15 protein-coding genes are annotated in these 16,296 nt (G+C 44.5%); 10 read left to right on the forward strand and 5 right to left on the reverse strand.

Features of this window, described 5'->3' with window-relative positions; translation table 11 throughout:
* The first annotated feature begins 49 nt into the window (after positions 1-49).
* A complete protein-coding gene (locus tag AC4CV5_RS11270) occupies positions 50-1,369 on the forward strand; it encodes a CBS domain-containing protein (protein ID WP_222143328.1) in 1,320 nt (439 codons plus the stop codon).
* Between the two features lie 19 nt (positions 1,370-1,388).
* On the opposite strand, the gene AC4CV5_RS11275 is transcribed toward AC4CV5_RS11270, so the two are convergent.
* The gene (locus AC4CV5_RS11275) at positions 1,389-1,691 is read right to left on the reverse strand and encodes a YtpI family protein (protein ID WP_003223529.1); all 303 of its coding nucleotides are present in this window, start codon (positions 1,689-1,691) and stop codon (positions 1,389-1,391) included.
* Between the two features lie 130 nt (positions 1,692-1,821).
* On the opposite strand from AC4CV5_RS11275, the gene nrnA reads away from it, so the two are divergent.
* Positions 1,822-2,763 (forward strand): bifunctional oligoribonuclease/PAP phosphatase NrnA, encoded by a 942-nt coding sequence (gene nrnA, locus AC4CV5_RS11280; protein ID WP_061186757.1) that lies wholly within the window; start codon positions 1,822-1,824, stop codon positions 2,761-2,763.
* A gap of 17 nt (positions 2,764-2,780) precedes the next feature.
* On the opposite strand, the gene AC4CV5_RS11285 is transcribed toward nrnA, so the two are convergent.
* The 3 genes from AC4CV5_RS11285 to ytrH form a co-directional block, all read right to left on the reverse strand.
* Positions 2,781-2,972 (reverse strand): YtzJ family protein, encoded by a 192-nt coding sequence (locus tag AC4CV5_RS11285; protein WP_019715361.1) that lies wholly within the window; start codon positions 2,970-2,972, stop codon positions 2,781-2,783.
* A gap of 101 nt (positions 2,973-3,073) precedes the next feature.
* Complete coding sequence (gene ytrI / locus AC4CV5_RS11290) at positions 3,074-3,577, reverse strand: sporulation membrane protein YtrI (protein WP_166849729.1); 504 nt, start codon at positions 3,575-3,577, stop codon at positions 3,074-3,076.
* The gene (ytrH, locus tag AC4CV5_RS11295) at positions 3,574-3,915 is read right to left on the reverse strand and encodes a sporulation membrane protein YtrH (RefSeq protein ID WP_003229410.1); all 342 of its coding nucleotides are present in this window, start codon (positions 3,913-3,915) and stop codon (positions 3,574-3,576) included. Before ytrH ends, ytrI begins: the two co-directional genes overlap by 4 nt.
* 139 nt (positions 3,916-4,054) lie before the next feature.
* Here ytrH and dnaE point away from each other — a divergent pair, with 139 nt between their 5' ends.
* From dnaE to AC4CV5_RS11330, 7 genes are all read left to right on the forward strand, one after another.
* Positions 4,055-7,405, forward strand: coding sequence for a DNA polymerase III subunit alpha (dnaE, locus tag AC4CV5_RS11300; protein ID WP_490922787.1), 3,351 nt, complete (start codon positions 4,055-4,057; stop codon positions 7,403-7,405).
* A gap of 136 nt (positions 7,406-7,541) precedes the next feature.
* A complete protein-coding gene (ystJ, locus tag AC4CV5_RS11305) occupies positions 7,542-8,774 on the forward strand; it encodes an NADP-dependent malic enzyme (RefSeq protein ID WP_003223541.1) in 1,233 nt (410 codons plus the stop codon).
* Between the two features lie 334 nt (positions 8,775-9,108).
* On the forward strand, positions 9,109-9,981 hold the full coding sequence (accD, locus tag AC4CV5_RS11310) for an acetyl-CoA carboxylase, carboxyltransferase subunit beta (RefSeq protein WP_490922789.1): 873 nt from the start codon (positions 9,109-9,111) through the stop codon (positions 9,979-9,981).
* Positions 9,966-10,943, forward strand: a complete 978-nt coding sequence (gene accA, locus AC4CV5_RS11315) for an acetyl-CoA carboxylase carboxyl transferase subunit alpha (protein WP_014114756.1) — start codon at positions 9,966-9,968, stop codon at positions 10,941-10,943. Before accD ends, accA begins: the two co-directional genes overlap by 16 nt.
* 183 nt (positions 10,944-11,126) lie before the next feature.
* Positions 11,127-12,086: a 6-phosphofructokinase gene (pfkA, locus tag AC4CV5_RS11320; protein WP_003223547.1), complete on the forward strand. Its 960-nt coding sequence runs from the start codon at positions 11,127-11,129 to the stop codon at positions 12,084-12,086.
* Positions 12,087-12,128: 42 nt separating this feature from the next.
* Positions 12,129-13,886 (forward strand): pyruvate kinase, encoded by a 1,758-nt coding sequence (gene pyk, locus AC4CV5_RS11325; RefSeq protein ID WP_166849735.1) that lies wholly within the window; start codon positions 12,129-12,131, stop codon positions 13,884-13,886.
* Positions 13,887-13,980: 94 nt separating this feature from the next.
* Positions 13,981-14,364, forward strand: a complete 384-nt coding sequence (locus tag AC4CV5_RS11330; RefSeq protein ID WP_166849738.1) for an FxsA family protein — start codon at positions 13,981-13,983, stop codon at positions 14,362-14,364.
* A gap of 32 nt (positions 14,365-14,396) precedes the next feature.
* Here the strand turns inward: AC4CV5_RS11330 and ytvI are convergent, their stop codons facing one another.
* Entirely contained in the window at positions 14,397-15,512 is a 1,116-nt protein-coding gene (ytvI, locus tag AC4CV5_RS11335; protein ID WP_490922792.1) for a sporulation integral membrane protein YtvI, read from the reverse strand.
* Positions 15,513-15,608: 96 nt separating this feature from the next.
* Between ytvI and AC4CV5_RS11340 the strand changes: the two genes are divergently transcribed.
* Positions 15,609-16,073: a DUF441 domain-containing protein gene (locus AC4CV5_RS11340; RefSeq protein ID WP_166849744.1), complete on the forward strand. Its 465-nt coding sequence runs from the start codon at positions 15,609-15,611 to the stop codon at positions 16,071-16,073.
* The last annotated feature ends 223 nt before the right edge of the window (positions 16,074-16,296 follow it).

Genomic DNA, 16,296 nt, shown 5'->3' on the forward strand with positions numbered 1-16,296 from the left:
TCCGAAACCTTATAATGAAAACAGAAGACTGTCCTTAGAGGTGAAAGGCTTGGCAACGAAGCATGAACAAATATTAATGTATATTGATTCACTGCCTGTCGGTGAAAAAATTTCTGTGCGAAGAATTGCAAAGGAAATGAAAGTAAGCGAAGGGACCGCGTACAGAGCGATCAAGGAAGCAGAGAATAAAGGGTTTGTCAGCACGATTGAACGTGTGGGCACAATTAGGATTGAGCAAAAGAAAAAAGAGAATATTGAAAAGCTTACCTATGCAGAGGTTGTAAATGTCATAGACGGACAAGTGCTTGGAGGCCGGGCCGGGCTCCATAAGACATTGAATAAGTTTGTCATCGGCGCAATGGAGCTGGACGCGATGATGCGTTACACCGCAGCGGGCAATCTTTTGATTGTCGGTAACAGAATCAACGCACACAGACAGGCGCTCGAAGCAGGCGCGGCTGTATTGGTGACCGGGGGCTTCAACACGGATGACAGCATTGTGCAGCTGGCAGATGAGCTTGAGCTGCCGATTTTATCTACGAGCTATGACACCTTTACAGTCGCCGCGATGATCAACCGGGCAATTTATGACCAGCTGATCAAAAAAGAAATTGTCCTGGTGGAGGACATCTTAACGCCTGCTGACCGTACGGTATATCTTTCGCCTAAGGATAAACTTGAAAAATGGTATGAGAAAAACTTTGAAACGGGGCACGGCCGATTTCCGGTTGTCGATGACCAGATGAAAATCCACGGCATCCTGACATCAAAAGATATTGCCGGCCACGACCGAAACGCACCTATCGAAAAGGTCATGACTAAAAATCCCGTTACGGTTATTGGGAAAACATCTGTCGCCTCAGCGGCACAAACGATGGTATGGGAAGGGATCGAAGTGCTTCCCGTCACTGACGGCCACCAAAAACTGATCGGCATGATCAGCCGCCAAGACGTGTTAAAAGCGCTTCAAATGATTCAAAAGCAGCCGCAGGTCGGGGAGAAGCTGGATGATATTGTTTCAAGGGGATTTAAAGATGAGGGTGGTGATAAAGAGGATCAAACGATTTACGAGTATGAAGTCACGCCGCAGATGACAAACCAGCTCGGAACCATTTCTTATGGTGTGTTTACGACCATTTTGACGCAAGCGGCAAACCGGTTTTTGCGCTCGAAAAAACGCGGCGAGCTCGTAATCGAAAGCATCACCATTTTCTTTTTGAAGCCTGTGCAGATGGAGTCGGTCATCGAAGTCAAACCGCGCATTCTGGAGGCGGGCAGAAAGTTCGGAAAAATGGAAGTCGAAGTGCACAGCCAAGGCCATATCGTGTCTAAAGCGATGCTGATGGTTCAGCTGATGGAAAGAAGCTAAGGGACGTTTCAGGCGCCCCTTACGCGTGATCTCTTTCAGCTTCTTTGGCGTGAAGGGGATAGTAATGCCTGTAGGCTTTATAACCTGCCCAAGCGCTTCCTGCTCCTATGACGATAAAGATACCGCCGATTACTAACGTTAATACAGAATGAAATAATATCATTTGGTTGAGCCCGTAGAACAGGACCAGTGACCCTAAGGCCATGCTTGATTTTGCTGAACAGATTTCTTTTTCCAAAGATTGCTTAGCCCGAACGCCTTTTACTTTATAGTACACATAAAAGCAGGCTGAAAGCCCAATCAAAAAAACAAGAACCAGCATAAATGAAATCCTCCATCGTAAAAGTTTACAAACCCATTCTATACAAAAACGGGCTTGGTTTTGACGTTATTTTTCTTTTCCGTCGGCAGAGAATGTGATTTAATGAATAAAAACAATAAAGGAGTATCAAATGAAAACAGAACTGATCAGAACCATATCATTATATGACACGATTATCTTACATAGACATGTGCGTCCTGATCCGGATGCCTACGGATCACAGTGCGGACTTACAGAAATCCTGCGTGAAACATATCCTGAAAAAAATATTTTTGCGGTCGGCACACCTGAACCGTCCCTCTCTTTCTTATATTCCCTTGATGAGGTGGACAATGAAACATATGAAGGCGCACTTGTCATTGTCTGCGATACGGCAAATCAGGAAAGAATCGACGATCAGCGTTATCCTTCAGGCGCCAAACTGATGAAAATCGACCACCATCCGAACGAAGATCCATACGGTGACCTTCTCTGGGTCGATACGAGCGCGAGCTCAGTAAGTGAAATGATTTACGAGCTGTATTTAGAAGGAAAAGAGCACGGCTGGAAGCTGAATACGAAAGCGGCAGAGCTCATCTACGCCGGTATTGTCGGAGATACCGGACGCTTCTTATTTCCGAATACAACGGAAAAAACCTTAAAATATGCAGGCGAGCTCATTCAGTATCCATTCTCTTCCTCAGAGTTGTTTAATCAATTGTATGAAACAAAACTGAATGTGGTGAAGCTTAACGGCTATATCTTTCAAAATGTGTCATTATCCGAAAACGGTGCAGCTTCTGTTTTCATCAAAAAGGATACGCTTGAAAAGTTCGGCACAACGGCTTCAGAAGCGTCGCAGCTTGTCGGGACGCTTGGGAATATCTCAGGTATTCGCGCTTGGGTGTTTTTCGTAGAAGAAGACGATCAAATCAGAGTCAGATTCCGTTCGAAGGGGCCTGTCATTAACGGACTTGCCCGCAAATATAACGGCGGAGGACATCCGCTTGCTTCAGGCGCCTCTATTTACAGCTGGGATGAAGCCGATCGGATTTTAGCTGATCTGGAAACATTATGTAAAGAACACGAGTAGAGGGGAGACCCTCTCTCTTAGTGTTCATCTGTGACGGGGATGAACCAGCAGCCAAAATCAGTAAGGTCCTCATAGACTTGGAGATTGTGAGATTGAAGTTCTTTTTTGATGAGGGAAGCGAGTGAGTGTGTTTCGGCATATGCAGAAAAACCTTGTCTGAGCCGGGCTGTTTGATCTTTTGCTAACTGACGGTCACTGTAAACCTCCATTTCCCTTCCTCCTTCCTTTCGCCATTAAGCCTCACATATAGTTTATAAAAAAGAATGGGAAAAAGCGACAGAAGTTTGGAGAATTTAAAAAAAATCCATAATTACGCGGCGAATGAAATTTCAAGTTCTACTGTCAGTCTTGTATAAATCGTTAATTCCCTGACAGTTGCCTCGTATTTTTTTTCATTGATCATATAGACTTTATTTTCGATTGTCCGTTTTAAAAGATCCTTTGTTTGATAGACGCTCTCTATGTCTTTTGTAATCACCTCTGAAATATCATCCTTTACATGCTCCTCGAATTTCGTTTTATCCGGCTGCGATATTTTATATTTATCCCCATTCAGTAACTTAACGCTGACGCTTTGAATCAGCAGTTTTCTTTTATTATCTTCATTTAGTTTATGGAGGTCTTCCTGATAGATTGAAATTTGATTGTTTAAGTCTTTCACATGCTCTTTTTGTTTTTCGATGAGGCTGACCTGCTCCTCTTGGAATGTTCCGTAAGTAAACAGGAAAAAGAACCAGCTGATTACGGCTCCGCACATCATTCCCGCAAAAAAGCGCTGCCACCCCGGTTTTTTGTAATGCTGGGGAACCCTCATGAAGAAAGATGCTCCTGGGTCAGCCATGAAATAATGAGCCAGCCGCTTTGCGCGCCGCCCATGGCTGAGATAATCAAAAGAAGCTGCTTAAAGATATCTCTCGTATTGCCTTCAAGAATGCCCCGTTCAAAGCTGTATACCGCATCAAAGGTGCCTCCGATAGCTGCAACAAGCGCCCATATTTTTAACCGGTTCGCAAGCTTTGTAATCGCCGTAAGCGGGGGCTCGCCTGCCAAATATGCTCCGAGCCCTCCGATGAGTGCGCCCCCGATCAGCACCCCTAACGCAATGAAGTAACTATTAATAAAATTCACCATAAATCCTGCTTCCTGATCCATCTTTATCACCTCACCTTTTATATCATATTGAGCTTTCAGGACAAGTATGATGAGTAGTCGAAAAAGAACGTTTGTTTCTTTTGGGAACCGGACTTATAATAAAGAAAGAAATAGATCGTAATGAGAAAGAGGTGATAGCATGTCTTTTGTTCACCTGCAAGTGCATAGCGGGTACAGCCTGCTAAACAGCGCCGCGGCTGTGGAAGAGCTCGTCAGTGAAGCTGACAGGCTCGGATATGCGTCTTTGGCGCTGACAGATGATCATGTCATGTACGGAGCTATTCAATTTTATAAAGCATGCAAGGCGAGAGGGATCAACCCGATAATCGGTTTGACAGCTTCTGTTTTTACAGATGATAACGAACTTGAAGCCTACCCGCTTGTCCTGCTGGCAAAATCAAATACAGGCTATCAAAATCTGCTGAAAATCAGCAGCGTTCTGCAATCGAAATCAAAAGGCGGGCTAAAGCCGAAATGGCTTCACAGTTATCGAGAAGGCATTATCGCAATAACGCCCGGCGAAAAAGGATATATTGAAATGCTTCTTGAAGAAGGGCTGTTTGAACAGGCCGCTCAAGCCGCACTTGAATTTCAGTCTATATTCGGAAAGGAAGCCTTTTATTTCTCTTATCAGCCTTTTAAAGGGAATCAAGCCTTGTCCGAGCAAATTCTGCAGCTGTCTGAAGAAACCGGTATCCCTATTACGGCGACAGGCGATGTGCATTACATAAGGAAAGAAGATAAGGCTGCCTACCGCTGTCTGAAAGCGATTAAAGCAGGTGAAAAACTGACTGATGCACCCGCAGTAGATCTTCCTGATCTCGATTTGAAATCACTCGAAGAAATGCAAAACATTTATCGAGAGCATTCCGAAGCACTGCAAGCTTCTGTTGAGATCGCGGAACAATGCCGAGTTGACGTCAGCCTCGGGCAGACCCGTCTCCCGTCTTTCCCGACTCCAGATGGAAAGTCCGCTGATGATTATTTAACGGACATCTGTACGGCAGGACTCCGAACCCGTTTTGGCACGACGCCTGATGAACGATATCTTCGCCGTCTTCAATATGAGCTTGATGTCATCAAAAGGATGAAGTTCAGCGATTACTTTCTGATTGTATGGGATTTTATGAAGCATGCCCATGAAAAAGGGATCGTCACGGGACCGGGAAGGGGTTCTGCGGCAGGCTCTCTCGTGGCTTATGTGCTGTATATCACAGATGTTGATCCGATTAAACATCACCTGCTGTTTGAACGATTTTTAAACCCCGAACGTATCAGCATGCCCGATATTGATATTGACTTTCCGGATACAAGAAGAGATGAAGTCATCCAATACGTTCAGCAGAAATACGGTGCGATGCATGTTGCGCAGATTATTACCTTTGGAACACTTGCGGCAAAAGCGGCGCTTCGGGACGTCGGCAGAGTATTCGGCGTAAGCCCGAAGGAAGCAGATCAGCTTGCAAAACTCATTCCTTCAAGGCCGGGCATGACGCTGGATGAAGCGAGAAAGCAGTCGCCGCAGCTGGATAAGCGGCTTCGGGAGTCAACCCTGCTTCAGCAAGTCTATACAATTGCCTTAAAAATAGAAGGGCTGCCAAGGCATACATCAACCCACGCAGCAGGCGTTGTCCTTAGTGAAGAACCGTTAACTGATGTTGTTCCGCTTCAGGAAGGGCATGAAGGGATATATTTGACGCAATACGCGATGGATCATCTTGAGGACTTGGGCCTTTTAAAAATGGATTTCTTAGGTTTGCGCAACCTGACTCTGATCGAGTCCATTACTTCAATGATCGAAAAAGAAGAAAATATCAAAATAGATCTATCAAGTATTTCCTACCGTGATGACAAAACGTTCTCCTTACTGTCAAAAGGGGATACGACAGGGATTTTTCAGCTTGAATCTGCAGGGATGAGAAGCGTCCTAAAGCGGCTTAAACCTTCCGGCCTGGAGGATATTGTGGCGGTCAATGCGTTGTACCGGCCTGGTCCGATGGAAAATATTCCGCTATTTATTGACCGTAAACACGGCCGGGAGCCTGTTCACTATCCTCATGAAGATTTAAGGAGTATCTTGGAAGATACATATGGTGTCATTGTGTATCAGGAACAAATTATGATGATTGCTTCCCGCATGGCTGGGTTTTCTTTAGGTGAAGCGGACCTGCTGAGACGGGCGGTCAGCAAAAAGAAAAAAGAAATTCTGGATAGAGAGCGAAGCCATTTTGTTGAAGGGTGCTTAAAAAAGGAGTATTCTGTAGACACTGCAAATGAAGTCTACGATTTAATCGTCAAATTCGCAAATTATGGCTTTAACCGAAGCCATGCGGTGGCATACAGCATGATCGGCTGCCAGCTTGCGTATTTGAAAGCTCATTATCCGTTATATTTTATGTGCGGTTTGCTGACAAGCGTCATTGGCAATGAGGATAAAATATCTCAATATCTTTACGAAGCAAAGGGGAGCGGGATTCGTATCCTTCCTCCGTCAGTGAACAAAAGCAGTTTTCCGTTTACAGTTGAAGACGGATCTATCAGATACAGCCTCCGCGCGATAAAAAGTGTAGGCGTCTCAGCAGTCAAAGATATATATAAAGCAAGAAAAGAGAAACCATTTGAAGATCTTTTCGATTTCTGCTTTCGTGTGCCGTCAAAAAGCGTAAATCGCAAAATGCTTGAAGCACTTATCTTTTCTGGTGCGATGGACGAATTCGGCCAAAACCGGGCCACGCTGCTCGCAACCATTGATGTTGCCTTGGAACATGCTGAGTTATTCGCCGGGGACGACGACCAAATGGGATTGTTTTTAGATGAATCGTTTTCGATTAAGCCGAAGTATGTGGAGACGGAGGAGCTTCCGCTTGTGGATTTACTTGCGTTTGAAAAAGAGACGCTTGGCATTTATTTTTCAAATCATCCGCTCTCTGCTTTCCGAAAACAGCTGGCTGCGCACGGGGCAGCAACCATTCTGCAGGCTCAGCAGGCTGTCAAAAGGCAGCTTTCTCTCGGAGTCCTGCTGTCGAAGATCAAGACAATTCGGACGAAAACAGGTCAAAACATGGCGTTTTTAACGCTCAGTGACGAAACCGGCGAAACGGAAGCCGTAGTCTTCCCTGAACAATTCAGACAGCTTTCTCCCGTTTTAAGAGAAGGCGCTCTTTTGTTCACAGCGGGGAAATGTGAAGTAAGACAGGATAAGGTCCAGTTCATCATGTCCCGGGCAGAATTATTAGAAAATATGGATGCAGAAAAAGCGCCATCGGTTTATATAAAAATAGAAAGCAGTCAGCACAGTCAGGAGGTCCTGGCAAAGATTAAGCGCATTTTGCTGGAGCATAAAGGGGAAACAGGCGTTTATCTCTATTATGAAAGGCAAAAACAGACAATTAAGCTTCCTGAGTCGTTTCATATCAATGCGAACCACCAGGTGTTATATCGCTTAAAAGAGCTGTTGGGTCAAAAAAACGTCGTTTTAAAACAGTGGTAACGCTTCACTTTTTGTTATACAATTGGAGCAATTATGTGATCCTGTTTAAATATTCAGATAGATCAACTCCGCAGAATGCAGCAATCAACGCAGCAATATACGAATCAAAAAATATCCATAAGGAGTGTTTAGGAGAATGTCATTAAGAGAAGAAGCATTGCACCTGCATAAAGTCAATCAGGGGAAACTTGAGTCCAAATCGAAAGTAGAGGTCAGAAACGCGAAAGATTTAAGTCTTGCGTATTCCCCGGGTGTAGCAGAACCGTGTAAGGATATTCACGAAGACATTAACAAAGTATATGATTATACAATGAAGGGGAACATGGTAGCAGTTGTTACTGATGGTACAGCGGTGCTTGGCCTTGGAAATATCGGCCCTGAAGCCGCGCTTCCTGTCATGGAAGGGAAAGCTGTTCTATTCAAAAGCTTTGCAGGCGTGGACGCGTTCCCAATTGCTTTAAACACAAACGATGTTGATAAAATCGTTGAAACTGTTAAATTGCTTGAACCGACATTTGGCGGCGTCAACCTTGAGGATATTGCAGCGCCAAACTGCTTTATCATTGAAGAGCGCCTCAAAAAAGAAACAAACATCCCGGTTTTCCATGATGATCAGCACGGTACTGCTATTGTAACTGTAGCAGGTCTTGTAAACGCGCTGAAACTGTCTGGAAAATCCATGTCATCCATTAAAGTTGTTGCAAACGGCGCCGGTGCAGCTGGTATTGCGATTATCAAGCTTCTTCACCATTACGGCGTGCGTGACATCGTGATGTGCGATTCAAAAGGAGCGATTTATGAAGGGCGTCCGGAAGGCATGAACGATGTCAAAAACGAAGTGGCGAAATTCACAAACCAAGACCGCAAAGACGGTTCTCTGAAAGATGTCATCGTTGATGCTGACGTATTTATCGGCGTGTCTGTAGCAGGAGCGTTAACAAAAGAAATGGTTCAAAGCATGGCAAAAGATCCGATTATCTTTGCAATGGCAAATCCAAATCCGGAAATTATGCCGGAAGATGCTCGTGAGGCTGGCGCAAGCGTTATTGGAACGGGCCGTTCTGACTTCCCGAATCAAGTAAACAATGTTCTTGCATTCCCTGGTATTTTCCGCGGGGCGCTTGACGTTCGCGCCACTCACATTAACGAAGAAATGAAAATCGCAGCGGTTGAAGCCATTGCTTCACTGGTTTCAGAAGATGAGCTTAGCGCAGACTATGTCATCCCTGCACCTTTTGATAAACGTGTTGCGCCTGCTGTTGCGAAAGCTGTGGCAAAAGCGGCGATGGAAACAGGTGTTGCTAGAATCACTGTTGACCCTGAGGAAGTTGCTGAAAAAACGAGAAAACTTACGATTATTGGCGAATAATTTTTAATTCATTCCAAAAATGGCAGCGCGTTGGCGGAGACCAGCGCGCTGTTCTCAAGTTAAACTGGCGGCTGAAATTTTTTTAATCATTGGTCTTAAAAAAATTTCAGCCGGGTTTAACGTTATTTTTGAATGCGCTGCCAATCCTGTTATTTCAACGTCTTATCTGAATTCATTCGTACCTTTCCTAATACGTCATTGAATAAAAAGTTGTCGAATTGAGGATGACAGCGTTTGACAAAAAAAGTACAATAGTTTCGGTAAAGTTATTAGCAAGTCTATCTGTTTGATGACATGCGGTGAAGAGAACCCTTCACAAAAGGGAGGTAATCATTTGTTAAAGGATATATTCACGAAAAAGAAAAAGTATGCTTCCGTACCGTCTGATCAAGCGAAGCACGATGTTCCGGAAGGCATAATGACAAAATGTCCTAAGTGTAAAAAAATCATGCTCACTAAAGAGTTGGATAAAAATATGCGGGTATGCATGAACTGCGATTATCATTTCCCAATGAACGCAAAACAGCGTATCGAAAGCTTGATGGATGAACAATCCTTTGAGGAATTCAATCAGGGAATGTTATCGGAAAACCCGCTTGGTTTCCCTGGATATCTGGAAAAGCTTGAAAAAGATCGCGAGAAAACATCCTTAAACGAGGCTGTTGTAACAGGCAAGGGCACCATCGGCGGACACCCGGCTGTTGTCGCAGTCATGGATTCTTCATTCAGAATGGGCAGCATGGGTTCAGTCGTCGGTGAAAAAATCACGCTTGCGATTGAAAAAGCAAAAGCTGATAAAGTACCGTTTATTATTTTTACGGCTTCAGGCGGGGCTAGAATGCAGGAAGGCGTATTAAGTTTGATGCAGATGGCTAAGACAAGCTTTGCCCTAAAACTGTTCAGTGAAGAACAAGGCCTCATTATCTCAGTGATGACGCATCCGACTACCGGGGGCGTATCAGCAAGCTTTGCATCCCTTGGCGATTACAATTTCGCTGAGCCTGGCGCGCTGATCGGTTTTGCCGGAAGACGGATTATTGAACAGACAATAGGAGAAAAACTGCCGGAGGACTTCCAAACGGCAGAATTTTTATTAAAACATGGACAGCTTGATGCGGTTATTCACCGCGACGATATGAAAAAAACATTAGAAAATCTGCTGGATATGCATCAAACAGGAGGTGACATAGAGTGGCTGCAAGATTAGAATTTGAAAAACCGGTGATTGAACTGCAAACGAAAATCGCCGAACTAAAAAAATTCACCCAAGATTCCGATATGGATTTAAGTGCGGAAATCGAACGGCTCGAAGACCGTCTCGCTAAGCTTCAGGATGATATTTACAAAAATCTGAAGCCTTGGGACCGTGTTCAAATCGCACGTCTGGCGGACCGTCCGACAACGCTTGATTATATCGAACACCTGTTTACCGACTTTTTTGAATGTCACGGAGACAGAGCGTACGGGGACGATGAAGCCATTGTTGGCGGGATTGCGAAGTTCCATGGCCTTCCTGTAACGGTAATCGGGCACCAGCGCGGAAAAGACACGAAGGAAAACCTTGTCCGCAATTTTGGGATGCCGCATCCTGAAGGCTACCGAAAAGCGCTTCGTCTCATGAAACAGGCTGACAAATTCAACAGACCGATTATCTGTTTTATTGATACGAAGGGGGCATATCCTGGACGAGCAGCGGAGGAAAGAGGACAAAGCGAAGCGATTGCCAAGAACTTATTTGAGATGGCTGGCCTTCGAGTGCCTGTTATCTGTATCGTCATCGGTGAAGGCGGAAGCGGCGGAGCCCTTGGTCTTGGAGTAGGTAATCACTTGCATATGCTGGAAAACTCTACTTATTCTGTTATTTCTCCGGAAGGTGCCGCGGCACTTTTATGGAAGGACTCCAGTCTTGCTAAAAAAGCAGCAGAAACAATGAAAATCACTGCGCCGGATTTAAAAGAATTAGGTATTATAGATCATATGATTAAAGAAGTAAAAGGCGGAGCGCACCACGATGTAAAGCTGCAGGCAAGCTATATGGACGAAACCCTTAAACAATCGCTAAAAACGTTGCTAAAGCTGAGCGAAGAAGAATTAGTTCAGCAGCGCTATGAAAAATATAAAGCAATTGGTAAAGTCTCGGTTGAAGATCAATATATCGGGGTAAACTAAATAAACGTGAAGCCTTTGGCTCACGTTTATTTTTTGTGACATTCTTTAAATTTTATTTAAAAACAATTTATTTAATTGTATAATAGGTAAGGTTTCATAGGGAGGATGGAGATCCCTTTTCATTGTTTTTAGGGCAATGATCATGTTATGTTTAATCATATATGTTGCTGAGGTGAATGGAGAATGAAACGTATAGGGGTATTAACGAGCGGCGGGGATTCCCCGGGAATGAACGCAGCAGTTCGCGCAGTAGTCAGAAAAGCGATTTATCATGACGTTGAAGTTTACGGCATTTACAACGGATACGCAGGATTGATCAGCGGAAAGATTGAAAAGCTTGAGCTCGGATCTGTAGGCGATATTATACATCGTGGAGGAACAAAGCTTTATACGGCAAGATGTCCTGAATTCAAAACGGTTGAAGGCCGTGAAAAAGGGATAGAAAACTTGAAAAAGCTCGGTATTGAAGGTCTTGTTGTTATCGGCGGAGACGGTTCCTATATGGGTGCGAAAAAATTAACGGAACACGGGTTTCCATGTGTAGGTGTACCGGGTACAATTGATAATGACATTCCGGGCACTGATTTTACAATCGGTTTCGATACAGCTTTAAATACAGTAATTGACGCAATTGATAAGATTCGCGATACAGCGACTTCTCATGAACGTACATATGTGATCGAAGTAATGGGGCGTCATGCCGGCGATATCGCATTGTGGGCCGGTCTTGCAGGAGGCGCGGAATCAATCTTAATCCCTGAGGCAGACTATGACATGCACGAAATTATTGCCCGCTTAAAACGCGGCCATGAACGCGGCAAGAAACACAGTATTATTATTGTTGCCGAAGGTGTAGGCAGCGGTGTTGAGTTCGGGAAACGCATTGAAGAAGAAACAAATCTTGAAACTAGGGTATCTGTACTGGGCCACATCCAGCGCGGAGGTTCTCCAAGCGCGGCTGACCGCGTGCTGGCAAGCCGTCTTGGCGCATATGCAGTTGAACTGCTGCTTGAAGGAAAAGGCGGACGCTGTGTAGGTATACAAAACAATAAGCTTGTAGACCATGATATTATAGAAATACTGGATACAAAACACACAGTTGAGCAAAACATGTATCAGCTTTCAAAAGAACTGTCTATTTAACGTGCAGCTGAAGGCTGAAGATTTCAGAAGGAAGTGAACCAAATGAGAAAAACTAAAATTGTTTGTACTATCGGTCCGGCAAGTGAAAGTGTTGAAATGCTTACGAAATTAATGGAGTCAGGAATGAACGTGGCTCGATTAAACTTTTCTCACGGAGATTTTGAGGAACACGGTGCAAGAATTAAAAATATCCGCGAAGCAAGCAAAAAGCTTGGCAAAAACGTCGGTATCCTGCTTGATACAAAGGGTCCTGAAATCCGTACACATACAATGGAAAACGGCGGCATTGAACTTGAAACAGGCAAAGAGCTTATCATTTCAATGGACGAGGTAGTGGGAACAACAGATAAAATTTCAGTCACATATGAAGGTTTAGTTGACGACGTTGAAAAAGGTTCAACGATTCTGTTAGATGACGGACTTATCGGCCTTGAGGTACTAGATGTAGATGCCGCTAAACGCGAAATCAAAACAAAAGTAATGAACAATGGAACACTCAAAAATAAAAAAGGTGTTAACGTACCGGGCGTTAGCGTCAATCTTCCGGGTATCACTGAAAAAGATGCACGAGACATCGTTTTCGGTATTGAGCAGGGAGTAGACTTCATCGCACCATCTTTCATACGCCGTTCCACGGACGTGCTTGAAATCCGTGAGCTTCTTGAAGAGCACAACGCTCAGGATATTCAAATCATCCCTAAAATCGAAAACCAAGAGGGCGTTGACAACATCGATGCTATTCTCGAAGTGTCTGACGGCTTAATGGTTGCACGCGGAGACTTAGGTGTGGAAATTCCAGCTGAAGAAGTGCCGCTCGTGCAAAAAGAACTGATCAAAAAGTGCAATGCACTTGGCAAACCTGTTATTACAGCGACACAAATGCTTGACAGCATGCAGCGCAACCCGCGTCCGACTCGTGCGGAAGCAAGTGACGTTGCAAACGCGATCTTCGACGGCTCAGATGCGATCATGCTTTCTGGTGAAACGGCTGCCGGAAGCTATCCGGTTGAGGCGGTTCAAACGATGCACAACATCGCGTCCCGTTCAGAGGAAGCTTTAAATTATAAAGAAATTCTTTCAAAACGCAGAGATCAAGTGGGAATGACGATTACAGACGCAATTGGACAATCTGTCGCACATACGGCGATTAACCTGAATGCTGCTGCGATCGTAACACCGACTGAAAGCGGCCATACGGCGCGTATGATCGCGAAATACCGTCCACAGGCGCCAATTGTTGCGGTTACTGTAAATGACTCTGTTTCCAGAAAACTTGCGCTCGTATCAGGTGTATTCGCTGAAAGCGGCCAAAATGCGAACACAACAGATGAGATGCTTGAAGATGCTGTCCAAAAATCAGTAAACAGCGGAATTGTAAAACACGGCGATCTGATCGTCATTACAGCAGGCACTGTCGGTGAGTCTGGCACTACAAACTTAATGAAAGTTTACACTGTCGGCGATATCATCGCTAAAGGCCAAGGAATCGGACGCAAATCAGCTTTCGGTCCGGTTGTCATTGCACAAAATGCAAAAGAGGCTGAGCAAAAAATGACTGACGGTGCGGTACTTGTTACAAAAAGCACTGACCGTGATATGATTGCATCTCTTGAAAAAGCGTCTGCCCTTATTACAGAAGAAGGCGGCTTGACAAGCCATGCTGCGGTAGTCGGATTAAGCCTTGGCATTCCGGTCATCGTTGGCCTGGAAAATGCAACATCTATATTGACAGAAGGCCAAGAAATTACAGTTGACGCTTCCAGAGGCGCAGTCTACCAAGGCCGTGCAAGCGTTCTTTAATCACAGGTGAAAACGGAAGGGGGAATCCCTTCCTTTTCTCTTTATCTTGCCTTTTGTTGAACAGAGGCGTGTTACACGTGTGGGGGGCTTGGATATGAGATTTTTATTTTTGCTTTTTATTGTATTTCCGGCAATAGAAATCGGCATATTCCTCTTTTCAGGCAAGCTGATCGGCATTTTGCCGACGGTCCTTTTAATGATTCTGTCGGGCATTATCGGCGCAGCAGCTGCAAAAAAACAAGGAACCGAAGTGTATTACAAGGTTCAGCGTGATCTTCAATATGGCAAAATGCCCGGGGAAGCGATTGTTGACGGCCTGTGCATTTTCATTGGCGGTCTATTGCTGATGCTTCCGGGCTTTTTATCAGATTTGGCCGGCGCCTGCTTGCTTATCCCGTTTACCCGCAGCTGGTGTAAGCCGATTCTGTTCAAATGGCTGAGAGGAATGTCGAAGAACAAACGGATCATCATCAAATAAAAAACGGCAGCCATGCAACATGGGCTGCTGTTTTATTTTTGCTGAACTGTGATGTAGGACCATATCTCCTTTAATGCGCCTGTTGTGATGAAGGCTTGGATGAGGACAAGAAAAGCCGGCCCGGCGATCAGTCCTAAAAACCCGAATAATTTAAAACCGGCAAACAGGGCAACGAGTGTTGCCAGCGGATCGATCCCGATAGATTTACTAAGTATTTTAGGTTCTGTCAGCTGCCGCTGAATCAGAACGACGAGATACAGTACACCGATTCCGATCGCCTGTGGCAGCTGGCCTGTAATCGATAAATACAAAATCCACGGCACAAATACGGAGCCCGCCCCCAAATAAGGGAGAAGATCAACAAGCCCGATTAAAAAAGCAATTGTTGCAGCATGTTCAACTTTTAAGAGAGAAAGGCCGATAAATACAATTACCATCGTAATGAAAACGAGAACGGCCTGCGCTTTGATAAAACCGGTCATTGCTTTTTTTAATTCACTGCTGATCGCTTTGCTGTTAGCTGTAACCCGATCCGGCAGAATTGAAACGAGCATGGCTTTCAGCTTGTGCCAATCCTTTGTCATAAAAAAAGTTGCCAGAAGAGAAAAAATCAGAACAGCCGCTGTGTTTGGAAGAAGCGCAAAAAACCTCGGAATCATTTCTAGAATGTGGGACAGCAGCAGCCCGGCATTTTTAGCGGCGGAATCACCGAGTGTCTGGATGTGAGTGACGATGGAGGCCTGCTGATTGGTCTCCAATTCTTGAAACAAAAGGGTCAGTTCGTTATAGAGCGGCTGGATATGAGTCGTAAACAATTTTTCGCAATATGAGATAAACGTGCTGATATGCGGAGGCAGCGTTTTTGCAAGATAGGCTGTTCCCGTTACGATTTCGGCTACCAGAATGGTGAGCACACCGAAGGCTGCGAGCAGAAAAAAAGCAAGCACGCCCAGAACGTTTATCGTTCGGGGGAATCCTGTCACTTTGTCAAAGTAGTCAACAACAGGATGAATCGCTGATGAAAGAATAAGGGCGATCAGGAACGGATAAGTTAACGGAAACGAATAATAGGCCGCAGCTATCAATCCTGCGGTAATTGATATGACAAAGAGGGTTCTGAAAAAAATAGTGATATAAGATTGATTCACGAAATCGATCCTCCTCTCGTCAGCATGTCCTATTTTTTATATGTATTCACGCTCCTGCTGAATATGAATACATACAACTTAAAGGAGGGATGGCATGTGTTTACACAAGCGAATTTATTTTTAATTTTACTCTTGGCTATCGCACTTATCGCAAAAAATCAATCATTGCTTTTTGCTGTATCCGTCCTTTTGATCATCAAAATCATTGGACTTGACCAAAAATTATTACCAACCATCCAATCGAAAGGCATTAACTGGGGTGTGACCATTATTACCATCGCCGTTCTTGTTCCGATTGCAACAGGAGAAATCGGATTTAAGCAGCTTGGAGAAGCAATGCGGTCTTCCTATGCATGGATCGCCTTGGGAGCGGGCATCGCAGTGGCGCTGATTGCCAAAAACGGACTGACTCTGCTGGAAAATGACCCCCATATTACAACTGCCCTTGTGATCGGGACCATTCTTGCAGTTGCGCTTTTTGGCGGAGTAGCGGTAGGTCCGCTGATCGGAGCGGGAATTGCTTATATTGCCATGCAGATCGTAAAACTGTTCACTTCATGAAAAAAGCGGCCTTAGGCCGCTTTTTTTTACGCAGAAAAACCCGCAAATAAAGGCGTTTTTTCGGGGAAATCACAGAATGAAAAAAAAAATTATAGGTAAACATTTAACAAATGTCTGATTATTGTTTATAATGAGAATAGGCTTAAACTTAAATAAGCTTATAAGAATTTGTTATGTTCTTTCATAAGCAAAGGGTTTCAGTACCAGCAGGCTGTAAAATGTA

This window comes from Bacillus sp. NS1, assembly GCF_058248265.1.